Annotated in this window: 18 protein-coding genes; 13 read left to right on the forward strand and 5 right to left on the reverse strand. The window is 36.5% G+C overall.

Annotation, left to right across the window (positions count from 1 at the left end; translation table 11 throughout):
• Window positions 1-143 precede the first annotated feature (143 nt).
• The 5 genes from MP478_RS16675 to kduI form a co-directional block, all read right to left on the reverse strand.
• On the reverse strand, window positions 144-803 hold the full coding sequence (locus MP478_RS16675) for a bifunctional 4-hydroxy-2-oxoglutarate aldolase/2-dehydro-3-deoxy-phosphogluconate aldolase (RefSeq protein ID WP_257201081.1): 660 nt from the start codon (window positions 801-803) through the stop codon (window positions 144-146).
• A gap of 236 nt (window positions 804-1,039) precedes the next feature.
• The gene (locus MP478_RS16680) at window positions 1,040-2,047 is read right to left on the reverse strand and encodes a sugar kinase (protein WP_257201082.1); all 1,008 of its coding nucleotides are present in this window, start codon (window positions 2,045-2,047) and stop codon (window positions 1,040-1,042) included.
• Window positions 2,048-2,226: 179 nt separating this feature from the next.
• Window positions 2,227-3,624 (reverse strand): glucuronate isomerase, encoded by a 1,398-nt coding sequence (gene uxaC / locus MP478_RS16685; protein ID WP_257201083.1) that lies wholly within the window; start codon window positions 3,622-3,624, stop codon window positions 2,227-2,229.
• An 18-nt stretch (window positions 3,625-3,642) separates the two neighbouring features.
• Window positions 3,643-4,425 (reverse strand): gluconate 5-dehydrogenase, encoded by a 783-nt coding sequence (locus MP478_RS16690; RefSeq protein ID WP_257191286.1) that lies wholly within the window; start codon window positions 4,423-4,425, stop codon window positions 3,643-3,645.
• Between the two features lie 8 nt (window positions 4,426-4,433).
• On the reverse strand, window positions 4,434-5,270 hold the full coding sequence (kduI, locus tag MP478_RS16695) for a 5-dehydro-4-deoxy-D-glucuronate isomerase (protein ID WP_257191285.1): 837 nt from the start codon (window positions 5,268-5,270) through the stop codon (window positions 4,434-4,436).
• Between the two features lie 885 nt (window positions 5,271-6,155).
• Here kduI and MP478_RS16700 point away from each other — a divergent pair.
• The 13 genes from MP478_RS16700 (at window position 6,156) to MP478_RS16760 (ending at window position 23,416) form a co-directional block, all read left to right on the forward strand.
• Entirely contained in the window at window positions 6,156-9,170 is a 3,015-nt protein-coding gene (locus MP478_RS16700; RefSeq protein ID WP_257201084.1) for a TonB-dependent receptor, read from the forward strand.
• A 10-nt stretch (window positions 9,171-9,180) separates the two neighbouring features.
• Window positions 9,181-11,004: a RagB/SusD family nutrient uptake outer membrane protein gene (locus MP478_RS16705; RefSeq protein WP_257191284.1), complete on the forward strand. Its 1,824-nt coding sequence runs from the start codon at window positions 9,181-9,183 to the stop codon at window positions 11,002-11,004.
• Between the two features lie 83 nt (window positions 11,005-11,087).
• Entirely contained in the window at window positions 11,088-12,110 is a 1,023-nt protein-coding gene (locus MP478_RS16710; protein ID WP_257201085.1) for a pectinesterase family protein, read from the forward strand.
• Window positions 12,111-12,150: 40 nt separating this feature from the next.
• Complete coding sequence (locus MP478_RS16715; protein ID WP_257201086.1) at window positions 12,151-13,563, forward strand: polysaccharide lyase family 1 protein; 1,413 nt, start codon at window positions 12,151-12,153, stop codon at window positions 13,561-13,563.
• 103 nt (window positions 13,564-13,666) lie between these two features.
• A complete protein-coding gene (locus MP478_RS16720; RefSeq protein WP_257201087.1) occupies window positions 13,667-14,920 on the forward strand; it encodes a glycoside hydrolase family 105 protein in 1,254 nt (417 codons plus the stop codon).
• 130 nt (window positions 14,921-15,050) lie between these two features.
• Window positions 15,051-16,694 carry a glycoside hydrolase 43 family protein gene (locus MP478_RS16725; RefSeq protein ID WP_257201088.1) on the forward strand — a complete coding sequence of 548 codons (1,644 nt, stop codon included), beginning with the start codon at window positions 15,051-15,053 and terminating at the stop codon, window positions 16,692-16,694.
• A gap of 190 nt (window positions 16,695-16,884) precedes the next feature.
• On the forward strand, window positions 16,885-17,727 hold the full coding sequence (locus tag MP478_RS16730) for a rhamnogalacturonan acetylesterase (RefSeq protein WP_257201089.1): 843 nt from the start codon (window positions 16,885-16,887) through the stop codon (window positions 17,725-17,727).
• A 1-nt stretch (window position 17,728) separates the two neighbouring features.
• Entirely contained in the window at window positions 17,729-19,396 is a 1,668-nt protein-coding gene (locus tag MP478_RS16735; RefSeq protein ID WP_257201090.1) for a glycoside hydrolase family 28 protein, read from the forward strand.
• A gap of 210 nt (window positions 19,397-19,606) precedes the next feature.
• Entirely contained in the window at window positions 19,607-20,518 is a 912-nt protein-coding gene (locus tag MP478_RS16740) for an alpha/beta hydrolase (RefSeq protein WP_257201091.1), read from the forward strand.
• Between the two features lie 195 nt (window positions 20,519-20,713).
• Entirely contained in the window at window positions 20,714-21,682 is a 969-nt protein-coding gene (locus tag MP478_RS16745; protein ID WP_257201092.1) for a pectinesterase family protein, read from the forward strand.
• Between the two features lie 262 nt (window positions 21,683-21,944).
• Window positions 21,945-22,679: a rhamnogalacturonan acetylesterase gene (locus tag MP478_RS16750; RefSeq protein ID WP_257201093.1), complete on the forward strand. Its 735-nt coding sequence runs from the start codon at window positions 21,945-21,947 to the stop codon at window positions 22,677-22,679.
• Between the two features lie 153 nt (window positions 22,680-22,832).
• The gene (locus MP478_RS16755) at window positions 22,833-23,174 is read left to right on the forward strand and encodes a cupin domain-containing protein (protein ID WP_257201094.1); all 342 of its coding nucleotides are present in this window, start codon (window positions 22,833-22,835) and stop codon (window positions 23,172-23,174) included.
• Window positions 23,175-23,266: 92 nt separating this feature from the next.
• Complete coding sequence (locus MP478_RS16760) at window positions 23,267-23,416, forward strand: hypothetical protein (RefSeq protein WP_257201095.1); 150 nt, start codon at window positions 23,267-23,269, stop codon at window positions 23,414-23,416.
• The last annotated feature ends 84 nt before the right edge of the window (window positions 23,417-23,500 follow it).

Genomic DNA, 23,500 nt, shown 5'->3' on the forward strand with positions numbered 1-23,500 from the left:
TGTTGAATATTAAATAATGATGCTTGTTTTTAACGTAAAGTCCGCAAAGATCTTTTTGCAATAATCCCGTTGATTTTAAGTTCGCAAAGGCGTTCCATTCAGCTAAGATCACAAAGTGTTTCCAGCTTTTTTAATCATTATTATTATTTTAAAGACTGAATAATTTCCAGTACTTTTTTAGTTTCATTTTCTATTGTTGCATAGTCTTTAGCAAGCATTAATTCTTTACTTACCAATTTGCTTCCCATTCCCACGGCAGAAACACCGGCTTTGAACCAGCTTTCAATACTTTCTTTTGTCGTATCAACACCACCGGTCGGCATAAATTTCAGGTTCGGAAAAACATCTTTGACCGCACTCATAAATCCGGTTCCTAAAACGTTCCCGGGAAATAATTTAATGAAAGTTACTCCTGCGCTTTCGGCTTCGATAATTTCTGTCGGAGTCATACAACCCGGACTGTACAACAAATCTTTTGGAATTAAAAACTCTGCAACTTCCGCCACAAAACCGGGACTGATAAAGAAATCTGCACCTGCTTTATCATATTCTTCAGCTTGCTGTACATTCTTTATTGTTCCGATTCCCAACAGCATCTCCGGCATTTCTGTGTTACGGTTTTCTACCATTTTTGTAAAATTACTCAACGCTGCTTCGCCACGGCTTGTATATTCTACAGCGCGGATTCCGGCTTTGTAAAGTGATCTCAGTATTTCTAAAGTTACCGTTTCATCAGCATTATAGTACAGAGGTAAAACTCCCTGATTGATGATGGTATTTGTAACTAATTGAATTTTTGTCATTTTAGTTAATTATTTGTTTGAAAATAATCTTTGATAGAATTAAATCCATCCTTTAGTATGCTGTACCTTCAAGACTTTTATCTTCATTTTTAACGCAAAGGGCGCAAAGGTTTTCTTTTTAAAGCTTGCTGCATATTTTAAGTTCGCAAAGACGTTTGACTACGCCGAATCTTCGATTTCACTCAGCCAAGTCCACAATGTTCTAGTTTAGCTATAAGCAAGTTGCTAAAAGCCATTTATCTTTTTATTCTTCCTCCTGAATTTCCGTTCATTACTTCCAGAATATCTTCTGCACTGCAGTAATTGATGTCACCTACAATGGTATGTTTTATGGCGCAAGCTGCGTTGGCAAATTTCAGTGCTTTTTCGTCATCAAAATTAATTAAGCCGTAAATCAGACCTGCTGCAAAAGCATCACCTGTTCCTATTCTATCGACCACAGGATTCACTTCCAAAAGTTCTGTTTCAAAATAATTTTCGTTAATCAAAGCTCTTCCCTGCGTTTGCTGGGAACTTGCGGTAACTCCGATTCTGATTTTGTCGAAAACCTTATGAATAGAAGGAATTTGTTTTTTTAATTCATTACAGGCTTCGATGAAACCCTCTTTATCTGATGAAAACTGAGTTCCGAGAATTTCATTAATCTCATTCACGCCACCGATGAAAATTGTTGAATATGAAACCAGTTCCTTTAAAACTTCGTTCCCGTTTTTACCGTATTTCCAGAGGTTTGAGCGGTAAGCAGGATCGGTTGTAATTTCGATTCCCATTTCACGGGCTGTTTGTAATCCTTCTTTTAAACTTTTATAAGCCAGTTCTGAAATTCCCGGACTGATTCCTGTCCAGTGGAAATATTTGCAGCCTTCAAGAGCTTTCTTCCAGTCGATTTGTTCAGGTTTAATGTTTGCAAAAGAACCGTTTAATCTGTTGTAAGCAATTCTGCTTGCGCGAACGGACGAACCAACTTCTAAAAAATACAAACCTAAAGGATGTTCATTTTTATTGATGAAAGTTGTGTCAATTCCGAAACTTTTGATGAAAGAAACCGCCGATTCACCCACAAAATCATCAGAAACGCTGCTGATATGCCTTACATCACAACCCATTGTTGCCAATGAAGAAGCTACATTAAGCTCCGTTCCGCCGAAAAAAAATTCCATTTCATGGCTTTGCTTCATCGTTCTGTTTCCGGGTGGCGACAATCGCATGATGACTTCTCCGAATGTGACTATTTTGTTACTCATATTTTAATAACCCTCTTTTTTTTCACCACAAAAGACACAAAAGTTTTTTGACACTTTAGTTATTTTGAAGTTTAATACATTGAAAATAAAAGATCACATAAGTTAAAAATCTTCGATTTTTATTCTTAATAATTCTTAACTTCTAAATTGATCTTAATGGTTTAAAAATTTAATTTTATTTAAAAATCAAAATAATTTTTAGCATTATGGTAACAAATATTTGAAATTGTATCCCCAATCAGCTCAATATCATCTGGTAATTCACCGTTTTTCATCTCTTCACCGAAAAGATTACACAATACTCTTCTGAAATATTCATGTCTCGGGTAAGAAAGAAAACTCCTGGAATCCGTCAGCATTCCCACAAAACAGCTGATTAACCCCATGTTTGAAAGAGCATTCATCTGCTTGATCATTCCGTCTTTTTGATCAAGGAACCACCATCCTGAACCGAACTGTACTTTTCCTTTGATGCTGCCATCGTTGAAATTCCCGATCATTGTCGCGAAAATCTCGTTGTCAGAAGGATTTAAGTTATATAAAATGGTTTTCGTTAATTTATCTTTTCCGTCCAGTGTATTTAAAAATTTAGACAGCGTTTCAGCCTGAACGAAGTCACCGATAGAATCCCAGCCCGTGTCCGGGCCAAGAATTCTGTGCATTCTTTCGTTATTATTTCTCAACGCTCCCAAATGGAACTGCTGAACCCATCCGAACTTGTGATAAGCCTCGCCTAAGAATAATAAAACGGCTGTTTTGAATTGGTTAACCTGCTTTTCAGCAATCACTTTCCCTGAAATTTTATCATTGAAAATAGCATTAACCTCCGCTTCTGTAGCATCTTCAAAGGAAATATTGTTCAATCCGTGGTCGCACAATCTGCATCCGTTTTCGTGGAAATATTCAATTCTTTTCAATAAAGCATCACACAAAGTCTGGTAAGAATTAATTTCAATTCCGGCAGATTCGCCCAGTTTTGAAATATAATCTGCAAAGTTGTGATTTTCAATTAAAATTGATTTATCAGGACGGAAAGCGGTGCTTACTTTAATGCTGAAATCACTTTTTGCCAAATCCTGATGATAATTCAAAATATCTGTAGGATCTTCTGTTGTGCACAGAGATTCTACATTCATCATTTTCAATAAACCTCTTGTCGATTTTTCAGGCGTCTGAAGCTGAGCAGTAATATTTTCGTAAATTTCTGATGCGTTGCTTCCGTTTAACAATTCATCGATTCCGAAATATCTTTTTAATTCCAGATGCGTCCAGTGATACAAAGGATTTCTCAATGTATAAGGGACAGTTTTTGCCCAAGCTTCAAATTTTTCTTTATCTGAAGAATCTCCGGTGATGAATTTTTCGTTCACCCCCATTGTACGCATCGCTCTCCATTTATAATGATCGCCTGCAATCCAAACCTTTGAGATATTTTCGAAAACGGTGTCTTCTGCAATATCTTTGGGAATCAAATGATTATGATAATCAATGATGGGTTGTTTTTCCGCGTATCTGAAGTATAATTCTTCAGCGTATTTATTTTGTAGTAAAAAATTATCTGTAATAAAAGGTTTCATTCTAATCTAATTCTGTTGTTATTCATTAGCAGGTTTTCCGATAGTCGCTAAAATTCCCCCGTCAACGTAAATAATCTGTCCGTTGATAAATCTGCTTGCATCCGAAGCCAGGAAAATAGCTGTTCCGGCAAGATCTTCAGGATTTCCCCATCTTCCTTCCGGAGTTCTGCTGATGATAAAATCGTTGAAAGGATGTCCATCCACCCGAATCGGTTCTGTCTGAGAAGTCGCAAAATATCCGGGACCGATTCCGTTCACCTGAATATTATGTTTTGCCCATTCTGTTGCCAGGTTTTTGGTAAGCATTTTCAGACCGCCTTTTGCAGAAGCATACGCCACTACATTGTCGCGCCCCAGCTCGCTCATCATCGAGCAGATGTTGATGATCTTTCCGGATTTTCTTTTGATCATATGTTTGCCGACTAATTTCGACATGATAAAAGGTCCTGTAAGATCCACATCAATTACTTTTCTAAAGTCTTCAACTTCCATTTCAATCGCCGGAACACGTTTGATGATTCCTGCGTTGTTGACAAGGATGTCTATTTTTCCATGAGTGGCTTCCATTAAAGCTACTTTCTGAGCGGCTTCCAGTTCGTCCGTCACGTCAAAAAGATAACCGGTTGCTTTGTATCCTTTATTGTGATAATAATTTAAAGCTTCCTCTAATTTTGACGGTGTCGTACTTGTAATAGCCAGTTCAGCACCTGCGGCGGCAAGACCTTCTGCCATTGCCATTCCTAATCCGTGAGTACCGCCTGTAACAACGGCTACTTTACCGGATAAATCAAATAAATTCATTAGAAAAATTACTTTAGTTCGTTAGTTTTGATTCCGTCCATATCTCCGTAATCCATATTTTCTCCGGCCATACCCCAGATAAAAGTATAATTGGAAGTCCCTACTCCTGAGTGGATTGACCATTCCGGAGACAGCACAGCTTCACGGTTTTGCATGAAAATATGACGCGTTTCCTGAGGCTGTCCCAAGAAATGACTAATGGTCTGCCCTTCTTCCAGATCGAAATAGAAATAAGCTTCCATTCTTCTGGTGTGGGTATGCGAAGGCATGGTATTCCAAACACTTCCGGGATGAAGTTCCGTCATTCCCATTTGTAATTGACACGTTTCAAGCACAGAATTTACAATTAGCTTGTTTATCGTACGCTTGTTGGCGTATTTTTCTTCCCCTAATTCTACAATTTCTGCTTCGCTTTTCGTGATCTTTTTTGTCGGATACGTATGATGTGCCGGAGCTGAATTGATGTAAAAATAAGGTTGTGCATCACCCAATTTTTCAAAAATTACTTCTTTTGCTCCTTTACCGATATATAAAGCCTCTTTGTTGGCGAGGTCATATACTTCACCGTCCACCGTTACTTTTCCTGCACCGCCGACGTTGATGATTCCCAATTCTCTCCTGTCAAGGAAATTCTCGGCTTTCAAATCGTCTGTAGCTTCCAGTTTTAAAGCTTTTGCTGAAGGCATAATACCCCCTACAATAAGCCTGTCGTACATAGAATAGACTAATTTTATCTTATCTTCATTAAATAAATCATTGATTAGAAACTCCCTCCTAAGATCTTCAGTGGTATACTTTTTTGCATCTTCAGGATGATGGGCGTAACGAAATTCTGACTGTGTCATACTGCTTGATTTTTATACTTTTTCTTTTGCGGTTTTATCAAAACCTATTAAACATGCGTAATCGATTGCATAAAATTACACTAAAATTTGTAGAAATACTTGTCGTTAAATATATAATTATTCTTTAATTAGTTAACAAAAAATTAATTTAAATTAATAAACAACTGATTTACAGACAAATATTTTTTAAAATAATGTATAAAAGATGAAATTATTTAAAGGAATATGAAGATAGCTTTAACCAAAATCAATGCTCAAATCACTGTTGAATATAAAATCATGCCAAATAAAATCAAAAAAACAAATATACTGATTTGATAATAATATATTAAAACTGCTATATATATTATACATAATAAGAATAATTAGTATCAAGTATAAAATTTGATTAAAATTTGAACTCTAAAAAGATGACAAAAGTCAGTAAAATTGTAAAAAGATTAATCCTCAGTATCATTTTTGGGAAATTTTTAAGAGCAAAAAATGATAAATTTTAAGCAAATTTTAAGTTTTAAATTAATAAATAATAAAGAAAACTGATTTTTTTATAAAACTATTTGTGGTAGCATTCAAATTAACAAATTATTAACTTACAGCATTTTATATAAATAATAGCACTAAACATTTTACAACTTCCACCATCCCAAGAGCATCAAATTAATGAAAAAATAATATTTTTTTCTTTGCGTATTGAAAAATAATATTAGTTTAGAAGCCAAGAATATTTATTCTGAAAATTTACGCAATCGATTGCACTCTAAAATGTGTAAATCTTTCAGAAAATATTTACCACTAAAAAGACAGTAGAATACTTACAAATCCACACAAGACAAAACGATTGAAAAAAAAGCTTTCAACCAAAATTAAAACTATAAGGATACAAAAATGGATAAAAGAGTACAATCAATAAAGTGGTTATATCTGTCTTTCTTCTTACTTCCTGTCCTGGCCATGGCTCAAGAAAAGGAGACGCAGAAGGATAAAGGAACCAATATCGATGAAGTGGTTCTGGTAGGTTATACTAAAGTTTCTAAAAAGGACGTTACCAATGCTGTTTCTTCGGTAAAAGCAGAAGCCATAAAAGATATGCCTTCCAATAATGCCGCAGAAGCAATTCAGGGAAGGATGGCCGGAGTTCAGGTTTCTCTGAGTGAAGGCTCCCCCGGAGCGGATGTAGATATTGTCATCAGAGGAGGTAACTCAATTACCGGCAGTAATGCTCCGCTATATATCGTAGACGGTGTTCAGATGGATAATGCACTGTCTATTTTATCACCCAAAGAGATCGAATCCATTGAAGTTCTAAAAGATGCTTCATCCACCAGTATTTACGGAGCGAGAGGCGCCAATGGTGTAGTTCTCATTTCCACAAAAGGAGGCCGTAAGAAAGCCAAAACCTTTATTAATTATAATGGGTTTTTAGGAGTAAGATCAATACATAACACTATTGATGTGTTGGATCCATATCAATATGTGCTGTACCAGTACGAGCTATACAACAAAGCTGGTATACAGACAGATATTGATGCCTTTAAAACAAGATATGGAACTTTCGAAGACTTAGGAAAATATAAAGATATCAAGAAAAGAGACTGGCAGGATGAAGTGTTCGGCAGAGAAGCGTTCAACTTTACTCATAATCTTTCACTTACAGGAGGAACTGAGAAATCATCTTTCTCATTATCATTAAATAATGTACAGGAAGACGGAATTATGATTGGCTCAGGCTTTAAAAGGAATATGGCCAATTTCAAATATGATTATGATATTTCAAAGAAACTAAGTCTTACTTTAAATGCCAGATACAGCAGACAAACCATTTTCGGGGCCGGAACATCTTCTACAGGGTCGCAGGGTACCAACCGGTTAAGAAATGCCGTAAGATATCAGCCTTTTGAAGGAGGTTCAACAGTGGATGTTGATGAATTTGATCCTTTATTTGCAGATCAGACCAACCTGGTTAATCCTGTTTTGCTGGCAAATAATGAAGTTAAGGAAAACGGCAGAAACGACCTGATGCTAAATGGAACTTTAGAATATAAAATCAATAAGGATTTTACGTTCAGAAGTGTTATAGGATATGTACAGAGAGACGAATTTGTAAATCAGTTTTCAGGTACGGTAACCAGCCTTGCAAGACAGAATAATGACCAGCCTGTGGTATTCCTGAGTAAAGCCCAGACAAGGAGAATTACCAACACCAATACTTTAAATTTCAGAAAAACATTTGGAAAACATAAACTGGACTTATTGGCAGGACAGGAAATTGTAAAAACAGACGGTGAATCATTAGCAATTAATATTAAATGGTTTCCGAAATCCATAAGTGCAGAAGAAGCATTTGCCAATATTCAGTCGGCTTCACCACCCAGCGGACTCGTACAGGATGCTCCAAAAGCAGGAAGAGCTCCGGACAGATTAGCTTCTTTCTTTGGAAGAGCCAACTATATTTTCAATAACAAATACATCCTTACCGCTTCCATGAGGGCAGACGGATCCAGTGTATTCGGACCCGGAAACAGATGGGGATATTTTCCGGCAGCTTCTGCGGCATGGAAAATTACTGAAGAAAATTTCTTAAAAGACAGTAAAACTATCAGTGAATTAAAACTTCGTGTAGGATATGGCTTATCCGGAAACAACAGAATTGGTGCTTTCTTATATGATACATTCTTTATTACTTCTTCAGACTATGGATATGCTTTTGGAACTAATGTGACGCCCGGGGCTACTACAGGTAACATCATGGCCAACAAAAACGTGAAATGGGAAACTGCGACTTCCAAAAATGCAGGGTTGGATTTCGGACTATTTAACGGAAGAATATACGGTACTCTTGATGTTTATCAGACTGATACGAAAGATCTTTTGCTTTTGGCGAAAATTCCCCAGACTACTGGTTATGAATATCAATACCAAAACTCCGGAAGTACTACCAATAAGGGTATTGAATTCTCCGTAGGAAGTACTATTATTAGTAAAGAAAACTTCACATGGAAAATTGATGCTAATATTTCGTCCAATAAAAATACAATCAAAAGCTTAGGAAATAACACTTCTGCAAGTTCTAATTTTTACTATTATCCGTCCGGCTGGCAGAATAACCTGAATGATTTCCTAGTACAGGTTGGTAAGCCAGTAGGTACTTATTGGGGATATGTAACGGCAGGAAGATATGAAATAAACGACTTTGATTATAATTCTACAACACAAGTATATACATTAAAAGCTGGTGTTCCAAATGCTTCTGCCGCTGCCAACGGGGCAAAACCTATACAGCCCGGAGATCTTAAACTTCAGGACCTTAACAATGATGGCATCATTGATAATCAGGACATGACAGACTTAGGAAATGCCCAACCTAAATTCTATGGCGGATTCAATCAGACTTTCCGTTATAAAAACTGGGATATGAGCTTAATGTTCAATTTCTCCGTAGGAAATAAAGTGTATAATGCCAATAAAATAGAATATTCTACGCAATATCTTTACAAAGACAATAACATGCTGGCAGAAGTTGCTAACAGATGGAGATGGTTCGATGATGCGGGTATAAAAGTAAATGATCCGACTGCATTAGCAGCATTAAATGCCAATACTACAGGATGGACTCCTCCTGCAGGCGCTTACTTCTTACACTCTTATGCAATTGAAGACGGATCTTTCTTAAGGCTAAATAACGTAACCCTTGGGTATTCCCTTGGAAAAGAATTCACCAAACAGCTTGGTCTTTCAAATTTCAGATTGTATTTTACCATGAACAATGTATTTACCATTACCGGATATTCCGGGTACGATCCTGAGGCAAACACGAGAAGAAACCCATTGACACCTGGTGTTGATTATGCAGCTTATCCACGTAGCAGATTTATATTATCAGGAGTTGATATCACTTTTTAAACCTAATATTATGAATAAAAATAAATTTTTAACAATTCTATTTTCCGTTGCTGGATTACTGTCCGTCGCTTCATGTGAAGATTATCTGGAAGTAGAAAGTTTATCCAATACCGTAGAAAAACAGCAATTCGATTCTGTTTCAGATACATTCTCTGCATTAGTGGGTGTATACAACAGTACGATGGGTGATAACACTTATGGTCAGAGAATGAATCTTATTTTAGCGCAATCAGGTGATGATTTGAGAACTTCAGGTGATTATAATGCCAACGACAGAAGAGGTGTAAGCTGCTTCGGGGCTATTCCCACAAATACTGAGCTTTTAAGACCTTTTTTAGATACCTATGCCGGTATCGAAAGAGCTAATCTTGTCATTAAAAACATTCCGCTTTCTCCCGTATACCAGACAGGTTCAGAGGCTGATAAAAAATTAATGGACAGATATTTGGGTGAAGCTTTAACACTAAGAGCTCATTTTTATCATGATCTTATAAAAAACTGGGGAGATGTGCCATTTCAGGAGCTTCCATCTGCTGATCTTCCTAATCTGTACCTGGCAAAAACAGACAGAGATGTCATTTATGATAAAATACTTGACGATTTATTAAAAGCAGAAAATTTTGTTCCGTGGAAATCAGAAGGTAATACAACCTCGCAAAGAATCTCAAAAGGAGCTGTAAAAGGTCTGAGAGCAAGAATAGCTTTGGCAAGAGCAGGATATTCGTTAAGAAGAAGCCCACAGCAAATGATGCAGGGAACCAATCCTCAAAAATATTATCAGATTGCCTATGATGAATGTAAAGATATCATCAACTCCGGGCAGCATCAGCTCAACCCAAGTTATGAAAACCTGTTCAGATCTTTGCATACCAACAGCCAGGATGCGACAAATGAGGTAATATATGCTATCGGAGCGTTCGGAGGAAATTCCAGAACAGATAGTAAAATTGGTTATTACAACGGTTTACGACACGATGATACAGATTGGAAATCTTCAGGAGGAATCAGTGCAATCCCCGTCTATTTTTATGAATTTACAAAATATGATCTAAGAAGAGACGTTAATATTGCCATATTCAGAGTAAATACTACAAAACAGCAGGAACTTCAGACAGCAATCAACTGGAATGACGGTAAGTTCAGAAAATCATGGACGTCTATTACAGGAACGTCTCAAAACCTGGGGATCGACTGGCCGTTATTAAGATATTCTGATATTTTATTAATGTTTGCAGAAGCAGATAACGAGCTTCACAGCGGACCGTCACAAGATGCAATCAGTGCTGTTTTAGCTGTTAGACAGAGAGCTTATGCCGGTAATTTGGGTCAGGTGGGAACAATCCCAACGACTAAAAACGAATTCTTTAATTTTATTGTTAAAGAAAGACAGTTGGAATTTGGTGGAGAAGGACTTAGAAAATATGACCTGATCCGTTGGAATTTGTTAGAAACCAAGATTAACGAAACCAGAGAGAAGCTTACGCAGTTTATGAATGGTACAGGAGCTTATGCCAATGTCCCTGAATATATTTTCTATAAAAAAGTAGCGTACACACCTACAAAAACAGCACAGCAAAATGTATTGGATATCGACTTTTATACGGCCAATGGAATTACAAAGGCTGATGTTTTCTATAATCCGAATCAAAGTGTGGCAACACCTTCCGGGTACACAAAGGTAAACTGGAGGCTTGCCATGACACAGCCATATATCAGTGGTGATCCTGTAAAGAGCTATGCCTATTATTTCCAGCCAAACAGAAAAGAATTGCTTCCAATCGCATTAGATGTAGTTAATTCCAACTACAATCTTACACAAGATTATGGGTATTAGATAAAAAATTTCACATTCATATCAAAGAAATACAGGCTTCCTCCCACAAAGAGAAGTCTGTATTTTAACTCAAAATTTATGTAATGAAAACTTCCACTTTTATTAAAAATTTTAAAACATTTTCAATTTTTTCAATCGTATTGTTAAGTCTTCTTTCTTTTAAAACCAAAGATAAAATAATCGTGGTTTCAAAAGACGGAAATGGCAACTTTACCACGGTACAGCAAGCTATTGATGCCGTTGAAAATGGTTCTTCCACAAGAACTAAAATTTTAATTAAAGCCGGAGTTTACAAAGAAAAAATCACCGTTCCTGAAACAAAAGGAACCATTTTGATAGAAGGAGAACATCCTGAAAATACGATCATTACTTACGATGATTTCGCATCAAAAAAGAATTCGGAAGGCAAAGATATCGGAACAACAGGTTCTTCAACTATTTTTATTTATTCAAATGATTTTACGGCAAAAAATATTTCGTTTGAAAACAGTTCAGGAAGAGTCGGACAAGCCGTCGCGGTTTTAACTTCCGGTGACAGAATTGCTTTTGAAAACTGCAAATTCTTAGGAAATCAGGATACTTTGTATTTAAAAGGAGCTCAGGATTTAACAGATAAAACTACACCTTCAAGAAATTACTTTAAAAACTGCTATATCGAAGGTACAACCGATTATATTTTCGGAGCCGGAACAGCTGTTTTTGAAAACTGCACGGTCTATTCTAAAGAAAGCGCAAGCTACGTCACAGCCGCTTCTACTCCACAGGAAAGCGAATTTGGCTTTGTCTTTATCAATTCAAAAATCATTGGAAATGCGAAAGAAAATTCAGTCTATTTAGGAAGACCCTGGAGGCCTTTTGCAAAGACAGTGTACATCGATTGCGAAATGAATTCAAGCATAAAACCCGAAGGATGGCACAATTGGAGCAAACCGGATGCTGAAAAGACAACTTTTTATGGAGAATTTAATTCAAAAAGAACAGGAGCGAATGCGGCAAAAAGAGTTTCATGGTCACATCAATTAAGTAAAGAAAATAGTAAAAACTATACAACGCAAAATATCCTTAAAGCAAATGACAACTGGAATCCGAAAAAAAGTTTAAAATAAATTTTAAGATAAAAATCAACATCAAAAAGAATTTTCAATCATGATAAAACACTTCACAAAAATAATGACGATAGGGATTTTATGCGGAAGTTTGACTTTTGTTGAAGCTCAAAACGTTCTAAGTTTTCCCGGCGCAGAAGGCTTCGGAAGATATACAACAGGCGGCCGTGGCGGAAAGGTTTATGTTGTTGATAAATTGACAGATGACGGTTCAGAAGGCACTTTAAGATATGCTTTAGACCAAAAAGGTCCGAGATATATTGTTTTTAAAACAGGCGGAACAATTTACTTGGAATCACCGTTAAAAATAAAAGAAGGCAATGTCACCATTGCCGGACAAACCGCTGCCGGAGACGGAATTACCGTTGCCAATTACGAAACTTTTGTAGGTGCAGACAACGTGATTATTCGTTACATGAGATTCAGAATGGGTGATCAGAAAAAAAATGAAGGTGATGCTTTGGGTGCCAGGTTTATAAAAAATTTAATTATTGATCATTGCTCAATGAGCTGGTCTACAGACGAGACGGTTTCTATTTATGTTAATGAAAACACAACGCTTCAATGGTGCGTAATTGCAGAAAGTTTGAGAAATTCTTTCCATAAGAAAGGTCCTCACGGTTACGGCGGAATTGCAGGCGGAAAATTTGCGTCTTTTCATCATAATATGTACGCTCACCATGACAGCAGAAATCCCAGATTAGGGGAATATGCAGGAAGTAAATTTGCATTAACCGATCTTACCGATTTCAGAAATAATATCATCTATAACTGGGGACATAACAATGTGTACGGCGGTGAAGGAATGAACGTGAATATCGTCAATAATTACTACAAACCGGGACCTGCAACCACCACAAAACAGAGAATTGTTGCCATCGATAAAAACGGAAAACCGGAAGCTGAAGTGTATAACATTTGGGGGAAATATTACATCAACGGAAATGTTATAGAAGGAAACCCGGAAATCACGAAGGATAACTGGACGGAAGGTGTTTTCGGTCAAATGAAAGCTTATAATTTGACAGATAAGGATAAAAACTCCATAAAAATCAATCAGCCACATGATATTCAGAGCAATGTCAAAACCCATTCTGCGAAAGAAGCGTATGAGAAAATTTTACAGATCGGGGGAGCAAGTTTAGTGAGAGATGCTGTTGATCTCCATGTGTTGAAAGATGTCAAAAACGGAAGTTTTACCTACAAAGGTTCAAAAGGAAGCACCAACGGCATCATCGATTCACAAAATGATGTCGGCGGCTTTCCAAACTTAAACCCGGGAAAGCCCCTACCCGATTCAGACAACGACGGAATACCTGATGAATGGGAAATTAAGCATCAATTAAATCCAAAAGTGGCCAACGCCAACGGAAGAGATTTAGACGAAGACTACGACAATATTGAAGTTTATTTTAATGATCTTGTTACCATAATAACTGAAAAACAAAACTAATAACCATGAAATTCTTTATTAAATTCAACAAAAATCATCTACCAAAATTTAGATAAAAACTGAACATTTTAGATAAAAATAATCAACTTTAAAGTTTAAAAAAATGAATTTCATTAATCATACCATTAAAATATGCTCGGTTGCAATTTTAGGCTCAGGAATATTTTTAGCTTGTGCTCAATCAAAAGTGGCAACTCAGACAAAAACTCCAACATCTCAATCCGGAAAAATTGTTCCTGCCAATCTGAAATGGTCTGAAAGAATGCTCCTTTCCGAAATGCACCGTTTCCCGGAATCATGGATGCTCGATTTCAGCAAGAGTCCCAAATGGACCTATCCATCAGCGATTGTATTGGATGCCGCTGAACAATTATACGCGAAAACCGGTAAAAAAGAATATTACAACTACATCAGTGATTTCGGAGAAAAACTGGTAAAAGAAGACGGTACAATCCTTACCTACGACATGGAGAAGTACAATATCGATCTTCTGAATAGCGGAAATGTTCTTTTATACCTTTACGAAAAAGAGAAAAAAGAAAAATACCTGAAAGCTCTTCAAACTCTTCGTTTACAAATTGACGGGCAGCCAAGAACTAAAGAAGGGTCTTTCTGGCATAAAAAAATATATCCGTACCAGGTATGGCTGGATGGCCTCTACATGGGAATGCCGTTCTACACGCATTACACAAAGGATTTTGTAAAAGGTGCAGAAGCTACAAAAGCGTATGATGATATTGTTTTCCAGTTCGATTCGGTTCAAAAAAATCTTTTAGACAAAAAAACGGGCTTGTTATATCACGCCTGGGATGAAAGCAAAGAACAGGCCTGGGCAAATAAAGAAACCGGACTTTCCCCGAATTTCTGGGGAAGAGCAATGGGTTGGTACGGAATGGCAATGGTGGATGTGCTGGATTATTTACCACAAAATCATCCGGGAAGGGCAAGATTAATTTCTTACATAAAATCTTACACCGATGCTATCATCAAAGTTCAGGACAAGAAAAGCGGACTTTGGTATCAAGTATTGGACAAGCCATTAGCAAATGGTAATTATGAAGAAGCAACTGCTTCAGCAATGTTTGTTTACACAATGATAAAGTCTGTAAACAAAGGATATTTACCAACATCTTATAAAACTGCTGCTAAAAAAGGTTATGACGGGATCATTAAAAATTTAATTACCGTTGATGAAAATGGTGTAGTTAATTTAAATAAATGCTGTGCTGTCGCAGGTTTAGGCGGAAAACCTTACAGAGACGGTTCGTATGAATATTATGTGAATGAAGAAATTCGTTCCAACGATGCAAAAGGAACAGGACCTTTCATTTTGGCGAGTTTAGAATTTGAAAAATAAAGGATAAAATACTCACCTTTTGCTAAGTAGAACGCCTTTGCGAACTTAAAATCAACAGCATTATTTGCAAAAAAACCTTTGCGCTCTTTGCGTTAAAATTTACTAAAACGAAATAAATGAATCTGATTTAATGAAGACAAAAAATATTTTAAATATACTTTCACTCACAGTTTTTTCTATTGCATCAACTTATTTGAATGCACAGGAAAAAAACTATGTTTCTGAAGTATGGACAGCCGATCAGGGTAAAAATTACAGAAATCCCATTTTGTATGCAGATTATTCCGATCCGGATGCCACTCGTGTCGGTGAAGATTATTATATGACCGCTTCAAGTTTCAATGAAGCTCCGGGATTGCCTATTCTTCATTCAAAAGATATGGTCAACTGGAAATTAGTGAATTATGCGCTTCCGGATGTTCTTCCCAACGAACATTTTTCAACGCCAAAAAGAGGCGACGGCGTTTGGGCACCGAGTATCAGATTTCATAAAGGAGAATTTTATATTTATTGGGGTGATCCCGATTTCGGAATTTACATGGTGAAAACCAAAGATCCGCTGGGAACCTGGGAAAAGCCTGTTTTGGTAATGGAAGGAAAAGGGTTGATCGATTCCTGTCCGTTTTGGGACGATGATGGAAATGCGTATTTAGTTCATGGTTGGGCGGGAAGTCGCGCAGGCGTGAAAAGTTTACTTTCGATTAATAAAATGAATCCCGAAGGCACAAAAGTCCTGGATAAAGGAGTTCATGTTTTCGATGGTCATGATGCACATCCAACCGTTGAAGGCCCTAAAATGTATAAAAGAAACGGTTATTACTACATTTTTGCACCTGCAGGCGGAGTCGCTACAGGATGGCAATTGGTGCTGAGATCAAAAAATATTTATGGTCCTTACGAAGAAAAAGTTGTGCTCGAGCAAGGTTCGACGAAAATCAACGGACCTCACCAGGGAGCTTGGGTTGATACACCTTCCGGTGAAGATTGGTTTTACCATTTTCAGGATATTGATGCAGGCGGAAGAATCGTTCATTTACAACCGATGAAGTGGGAAAAAGACTGGCCAATTATCGGAATTGACAATAATAAAAATGGAATCGGTGAACCGGTTTCAACTTATAAAAAACCAAACGTTAGCCAATCCTACCCCATCGTTACTCCGCCAGAAACAGATGAATTTGATGGTGAAAAATTAGGAATTCAGTGGCAATGGAGCGCGAATGAAAATATCGTCTGGTCTTCAAAACTTCCCGGACAGAAATTTTTAAGATTATTCTCGATGAAAGTTCCTGAAGGCGAGAAAAATCTGTGGAATGTCCCGAATTTATTAACTCAAAAATTCCCTGCTCCTAATTTTGCAGCTTCCACAAAGGTTAAATTAATTCCGGAAGATGCCAAAGAAGGAAAAACAGCCGGACTTTTGGTGATGGGATTAGATCATGAATCTATCGTGATTACAAACAAACCCGACGGCTATTATTTACAGTTAAAAAGAGCTGAAAAAGCAGATAAAGGTGGTGAAGAAAAGGTTTTATTTGAAACAAAATTAAAAGGAAATGAAGCCTATTTAAAAGTAAATGTGAACGAACCGAATGGTTTATGCCAGTTCAGCTACAGCGAAAACGGGAAAAATTTCATCAAGGTTGGCGATGTTTTTCAGGCAAAACCCGGAAAATGGATCGGTGCTAAAGTTGGCTTATACAGCGTAAGTACAGCAAAAGCATCTCGCGGCGGATATGCAGATTTTGATTGGTTTAGAATTACTAAAAATTAAAATTATGGTTGGTAAATCGCAAAGACGCAAGAATATTTACAAACATTAGGCTTTAAGACGCAAGGATTTTATCTTCGATAAAATTTAACACTGTAAAATTTGCTGAAAATCTCTGATTTTCTTGCGCCTTAAAACATAATTAAGATTAAAAATTTTGCGCCTTTGCGATAACCAACAAGATATATTAATAATGAAAAGAAAATTTAATATTATTTCATTTTTATACGTCGTTTTGCTGTTGTCTGCATGTCAGGCACAAACTCAGACACAAAAGTCAACGGCAAAACACAATAAAAAAATCACGCATATCTATCTTATCGGTGACTCTACTATGGCGGATTATACGGGAAATTATGAACCCGGAAAAGATTATATGAAAGTCCGGTATCCAATTACAGGATGGGGACAGGTTTTTCAGCCGTTTTTTGTGAAAGACAGTTTGGCTTCTTTAAAACCTGCAATTACAACAGATTCTGTTGCCATTATCGACAGAGCTCATGGTGGAAGAAGTACGCGAACTTTTTTCCAGGAAGGAAGATGGAGATATGTGTATGAACATTTGCAGCCGAATGATTATGTTTTCATGCAGTTTGGTCACAACGACGGTTCTGAGAAACATACAGAACGATATGTAAATATTGAAGGATATAAAGAATTTTTAAGATTATTTGTAATGCAGACAAGACAAAAAGGTGGAAATCCAATTATTCTGACACCTGTTGCCAGAAATTACCCATGGAAAGACGGAAAACTCGAAAATGTACACGGAGAATATGGGCAAGCTCCAATTGATATTGCTAAAGAAATGAATGTTCCGTACATCGATTTAAACAAATTATCGATGGACTATTTTACTAAAAAAGGACAGGATTTTACTACAAACCATTACTTCATGAATCTTCCGGAGAATGTGTATGAAGCGTATCCGAAAGGTCAGAAAGACAACACGCATTTTCAGCCGGAAGGTGCAAAAGTCGTGGCAGCAATTGTTTATCAGGAATTTAAAAAATTAATTAAAACTCAACAAAAATAAAATGAAGAAGTCTCTTACAATTATTGGTTTAGTCGCAGTTATGATGTTTTCAGGACACATACACGCTCAAAATCTGGATATTTATAAAAATATTGAGTTTAAAATGCCTCAGGTCGCAGAAACTTCTTTTGCAGCCAACACTGTTTCTATCACTCAGTACGGTGGAGTTTCGGGCGGAAATGTAAAAAATACAGAGGCTTTCAAAAAAGCAATCGATGATCTTTCTAAAAAAGGCGGTGGAAAATTGGTTGTTCCCCGCGGAATGTGGTTAACAGGGCCAATCGAGTTGAAAAGCAACATTAATCTTCACGTAGAAGAAGGTGCATTGATCATATTTAGCAAAGACAAAAACGATTATCCTTTGGTTGATGTAAGTTTTGAAGGATTAAATACAATCCGTTGTCAATCACCTATTTCAGCAAGAAACGCAACCAATATTGCCATCACAGGAAAAGGGGTGATTGACGGAAGCGGTGATGCGTGGAGAGCCATCAAGAAAAGCAAAATGGCAGAATCTGAATGGAAAGAGATTGTAAAATCCGGCGGAATTTTATCTTCAGACGGTAAAACCTGGTATCCTTCAGAAAGTTATAAAAAAGGATTTGAAAGCAGTTCGAGTTTCAACGTTCCTGATAAAATTTCTAAGGAAGAGCTAAAATCGGTTAAAGATTTTCTTCGTCCGGTAATGGTAAGTTTGGTGGGTTGTGACAAAGTTCTGTTAGACGGTCCTACTTTTCAGAATTCTCCCGCGTGGAATCTTCACCCACTGATGTGTTCTAATGTCATTTTAAGAAATCTTACCGTTAGAAATCCTTGGTTTTCTCAAAACGGTGACGGTGTAGATTTAGAATCCTGCAAAAATGTTTTGATTTACGATAACACCTTTGACGTTGGTGACGACGCGATTTGCATTAAATCAGGGAAAGATAAAGATGGCAGAAAAAGAAATATGCCTACAGAAAATGTCATCATTAAAAACAATGTTGTCTATCACGGTCACGGAGGTTTTGTTATAGGAAGCGAAATGTCCGGTGGAGCGAGAAATATCCACGTTTCCGATTGTACTTTTATCGGAACTGATATCGGTTTACGTTTCAAAACTACTCGTGGACGAGGTGGAATCGTTGAAAATATTTACATCAAAAACATCGATATGATTAATATTCCAACGCAGGTAATTGGCTTCAATATGTTTTATGAAGGCGCTTCCCCGGTTTTGGAAGACGGACAAAAAAGAGAAGGCAACAAAGCACCGGAAAAGGTTTATCCCGTAACAGAAGAAACCCCGATTTTCAGAAATATTTTCTTTAAAAACATCAATGCGGTTAATTCTTATGAAGCCATCACATTATTCGGTTTAGCAGAAATGAACCTTAAAAATATTGTGATTGAAGACTCTCAGTTTGACACGAAAAAGGCTCTAACAATCGTAGATGCAGACGGAGTTCAATTAAAAAATGTTAAATTAAAATATGCTGAAGGAACCGGAGCTACGGTTTACAACAGCAAAAACATCAATCTTTCAACGGTAAAATTTGAATCTCAAAATAAGCCACTCGTTAAGATTTTAGGAAATAAATCCGGATCCATATTGTTACCGAAAGAAGTGGCAGATGATAAAGATGCATTTTCTCTTGCAACGGAAGTAGCGAAAAATTCAGTTAAATAGTTGGTATCGCAAAGGCGCAAGGAAGTTTACAAACTTTGCGTTTTTAAGGCGCAAGGATTTTATCTTCGATAAAATTTAACACTTAGAACTTACTGAAAATCTTTGGTTTTCTTGCGCCTTAAAAGCATCTTTATGATTAAAAAACTTTGCGTCTTTGCGATTTTCCAACAACTCAAAATAAAAATAGTATTAAAAAAATTCCACAAGCGAATGATTTTTAACAAAAAGCATACTTATATTTCTATTTTTTTAATGGGAGGAACAATAGCATTCGGCCAGATTCAACGGCCGAATGCAACTCCTTACACCAACGAAGCAACTTACGAGAAACTAAAGAAAAAACACACTTTTATTACTCCGATTGATCGGCCGGTTCCGCAAAATATCAAAATTGATAAAGATGTAGAATATGCAAACATCAACGGAATTTCTTTGAAAGCAGACCTCTATTATCCTCTTGATAAATCCAAAAAGCATCCCGGAATTGCAATGGTTCATGGCGGTGGCTGGATTTCCGGAAGCAAGGAAAATGAAAAATTCATGGCCATGGAATTGGCTTCAAAAGGTTATGTCGCCATCGCAGTTGGTTATCGGTTGGCTGATGTTGCAAAATATCCTGCCGGAGTTGAAGATATTGAAGAAGCTATTAACTGGTTAAAGAAAAACAGAAAAAAATATTCTTTAGATCAAAATAAAATGGTGGTTTTAGGAGAATCTGCGGGTGCTCAGATCGCCACTTTGGTTGGCGTAAAGTCAAAGAATAAAATAAAGGCAATCATCAATATTGACGGAATTGTTTCCTTTATTCATCCCGAAGCTGAAGAAAGTACTTACGCTTCCTATTGGCTGGGTGGTGATAGAAATATCAATTTAAAAAACTGGACAGAAGCTTCCCCTTTGGAATATGTGGATAAAAGCACGCCTCCTACCCTTTTCATTAACAGTTCTCAGCCCCGTTTCCATGCAGGTCGGGACGATATGATGAAGAAATTGAAGAGTTATAATATCCCGACTGAATTTCATAAAATTAAAGGTTCTCCGCATTCATTTTGGAGTGCAGAACCCTGGTTTACAGAAACATTGAATTATACTGTTGATTTTTTAAATAAAGTTTTGAAGTAATTTAATTATGATTTAACCCAAAGATTAATTTAATGCAATGAATATTTTAAGGGGCAAAGAAAGCGACAAGTCACTGATGAAGCTTATGGCTAAAACGCCCGCTTAATCAAAATCAATTTATTGATTTCATCTTAGCTCACTAAAAATAAATATAAAGAAAAACAAACTTTGCGTTAAAAAATAATAAATCAGTTTATGAAAAAAATATTCTTAATTCTATTTATTTCGATTGCTAATTTTCTCTTAGCAGGAAATGATCCGTACGTTAGAATTACCGTTGCCAAAGACGGAAGTGGAGATTTTACATCGATTCAAAAAGCGATTAATTCTATAAGAGATTTAGGACCTGCGGAAGCTTTGGTTTTTATTAAAGCCGGAACCTATAACGAAAAAATCACCATCCCTTCTTCAAAACATAAAATCACGTTAGAAGGCGAAAATAAAGACAATACAATTATCACCAACAACGATTTTTCAGGAAAAACTGATCCGTTTAATGAAAAAATGACAACATTCAATTCTTACACTTTACTGGTAATGGGTGATGATATAAAAATTAGCAATGTAACCATTAAAAACAGCTCGTGCAACGAAGGACAGGCAGTTTCTCTTCATGTGGAAGGTGACCGTTTTGTGATTAAAAATTCGAATATTCTGGGTTGTCAGGACACGATTTATTCTGCAACCAATCACAGCAGGCAATATTTTGAAAACTGCTATATTGAAGGTACGACGGATTTTATTTTTGGTCAGGCAACGGTTGTTTTTAAAAACTGCACCATTAAAAGTTTAGCCGATTCTTATATTACAGCCGCCGCAACGGAAGCCGACAGACCATATGGTTTTGTCTTTTTCGACTGTACATTAACCGCCAAAGAAGGCATCACAAAAGTCTATTTGGGAAGACCCTGGAGGCCGTATGCAAAAACAGTTTTCATCAATACGGAAATGGGAAAGCATATTCTTCCGGAAGGCTGGAATCCGTGGAAAGGCGATAAAATGTTTCCTGATAAAGAAAAAACCGCTTATTATGCAGAATTCGGAAGTAAAGGTGAAGGTGGAAACACTTCAAAACGGGTAAGCTGGTCGCATCAATTGACGAAAAAAGATTTGAAAAATTATACTTTGGAAAAGATTTTTGATGACTGGAATCCAAACAAGTAATAAGTAATCGGTGATAAGTAATTATAACCATAATAAAATCGACATAGGAAAATGGAGCGTTAAGAAAATTAGCTCTGTGAACGTTAAAAAAATTCTACTGTCTGAAGCGCGGGATAACTATTGAAATAAAACAGAAATATTCAATCCGCGCGAGTTTTAGAATTTTTAGAGAACAGAACTCATTTTTAGCGGAAGTTTCCAAGTCTTGAACTTTTGATTCTTTTGTTTTAAGACAAAAGAATTAACAAAAATCAAATTTACAATGAACAAAAAATTAACATTACTATTTTTATTTTTATCAATAATAGTATTTGCACAAAAATCAACATTATTCTTAATCGGCGATTCTACTATGGCCAATAAGGACAATCCCGATAAAAACCCTGAACACGGTTGGGGACAGGTTTTACCACAATTTTTAACAACAGGAATTGAAGTTCAGAATCATGCGATGAACGGCAGAAGCTCAAAAAGTTTCAGAACAGAAGGAAGATGGGATAAAGTGGAGAAACAGCTTAAAAAGGGAGATTTTGTAGTTATTCAGTTCGGTCATAATGACCAGAAAATCAAGGATTCTACAAAATTCACCAATCCTTATACTCAATACAGAGCCAATTTGGAAAGATACGTCAATGAAACCAGAGCAAAAGGCGCTACTCCGATTCTGATGACTTCTATTGTGAGAAGAAATTTCACTGAAAACGGTGTTTTGGTTGATACACATAAAGAATATCCTTTAGTGGTAAGAATGGTTGCTAATGATCTGAAGGTTCCGTTTGTAGATATGCAATTGCTAACAGAACAGATGGAAATTTCTTACGGTCCGGAAAATTCTAAAAAACTCCACCTTCATTTTACAGAGGGTGAAAATCCATATTATCCAAAAGGAAAAGCGGATGATACACATTTATCAAAATTAGGCGCGGAAACTGTTGCAAAACTGGCTTTGAAAGATTTGAAGAGCTTGAAAATTGGATTGGAAAAATATATTAAATAGTTTAAATGCAAAAACATTTAACGGTCTGTTTGTCATTCAGAGCGAAACGAAGTGTAGCGTGGAATCTCAACAGTTAAAAACATAGTTTAGATTCCTACGGAATGACAAATTGGACGTAAAATTTTAATCAAATAATAAATCAAAACATACAAAATGAAATTCAAAAAAGAACCATTCTTCGACGGCAATTCCGAGTGGGAAGATTTAGGAGGCGGAGTTTCCCGACAGTTTGTTGGGTACAATTCCCAGGTGATGATGGTCATTGTAAAGTTTGAAAAAGATGCCATCGGAGCTTTGCATCAGCACTTTCATTCGCAGATCACTTATGTTGCTTCGGGAAAATTTGAAGTAAGTGTAGATGGAGACATTAAAATCTTACAGAAAGGTGACGGTTTTTTCGCGCAGCCCAATATTTTTCACGGGGTAAAATGTCTGGAAGAAGGACAGCTGATTGATGCTTTTACGCCGTTTAGAGAAGATTTTCTTAATTCTTAATATGGAATGTTGGTTAATCGCAAAGGCGCAAAGTTTTTTTAAATTTTAATAATGCTTTAAGACGCAAGGATTTTATCGAAGATAAAATTAAATTGGTTACCGTTGATGGAGAAGTGAAAATTTTACAGAAAGGTGACGGTTTTTTCGCGCAGCCCAATATTTTTCACGGGGTAAAATGTCTGGAAGAAGGACAGCTGATTGATGCTTTTACGCCGTTTAGAGAAGATTTTCTTAATTCTTAATATGGAATGTTGGTTAATCGCAAAGGCGCAAAGTTTTTTTAAATTTTAATAATGCTTTAAGACGCAAGGATTTTATCGAAGATA

The organism is Chryseobacterium sp. WG14 (genome assembly GCF_024586945.1).
GTDB lineage: Bacteria > Bacteroidota > Bacteroidia > Flavobacteriales > Weeksellaceae > Chryseobacterium.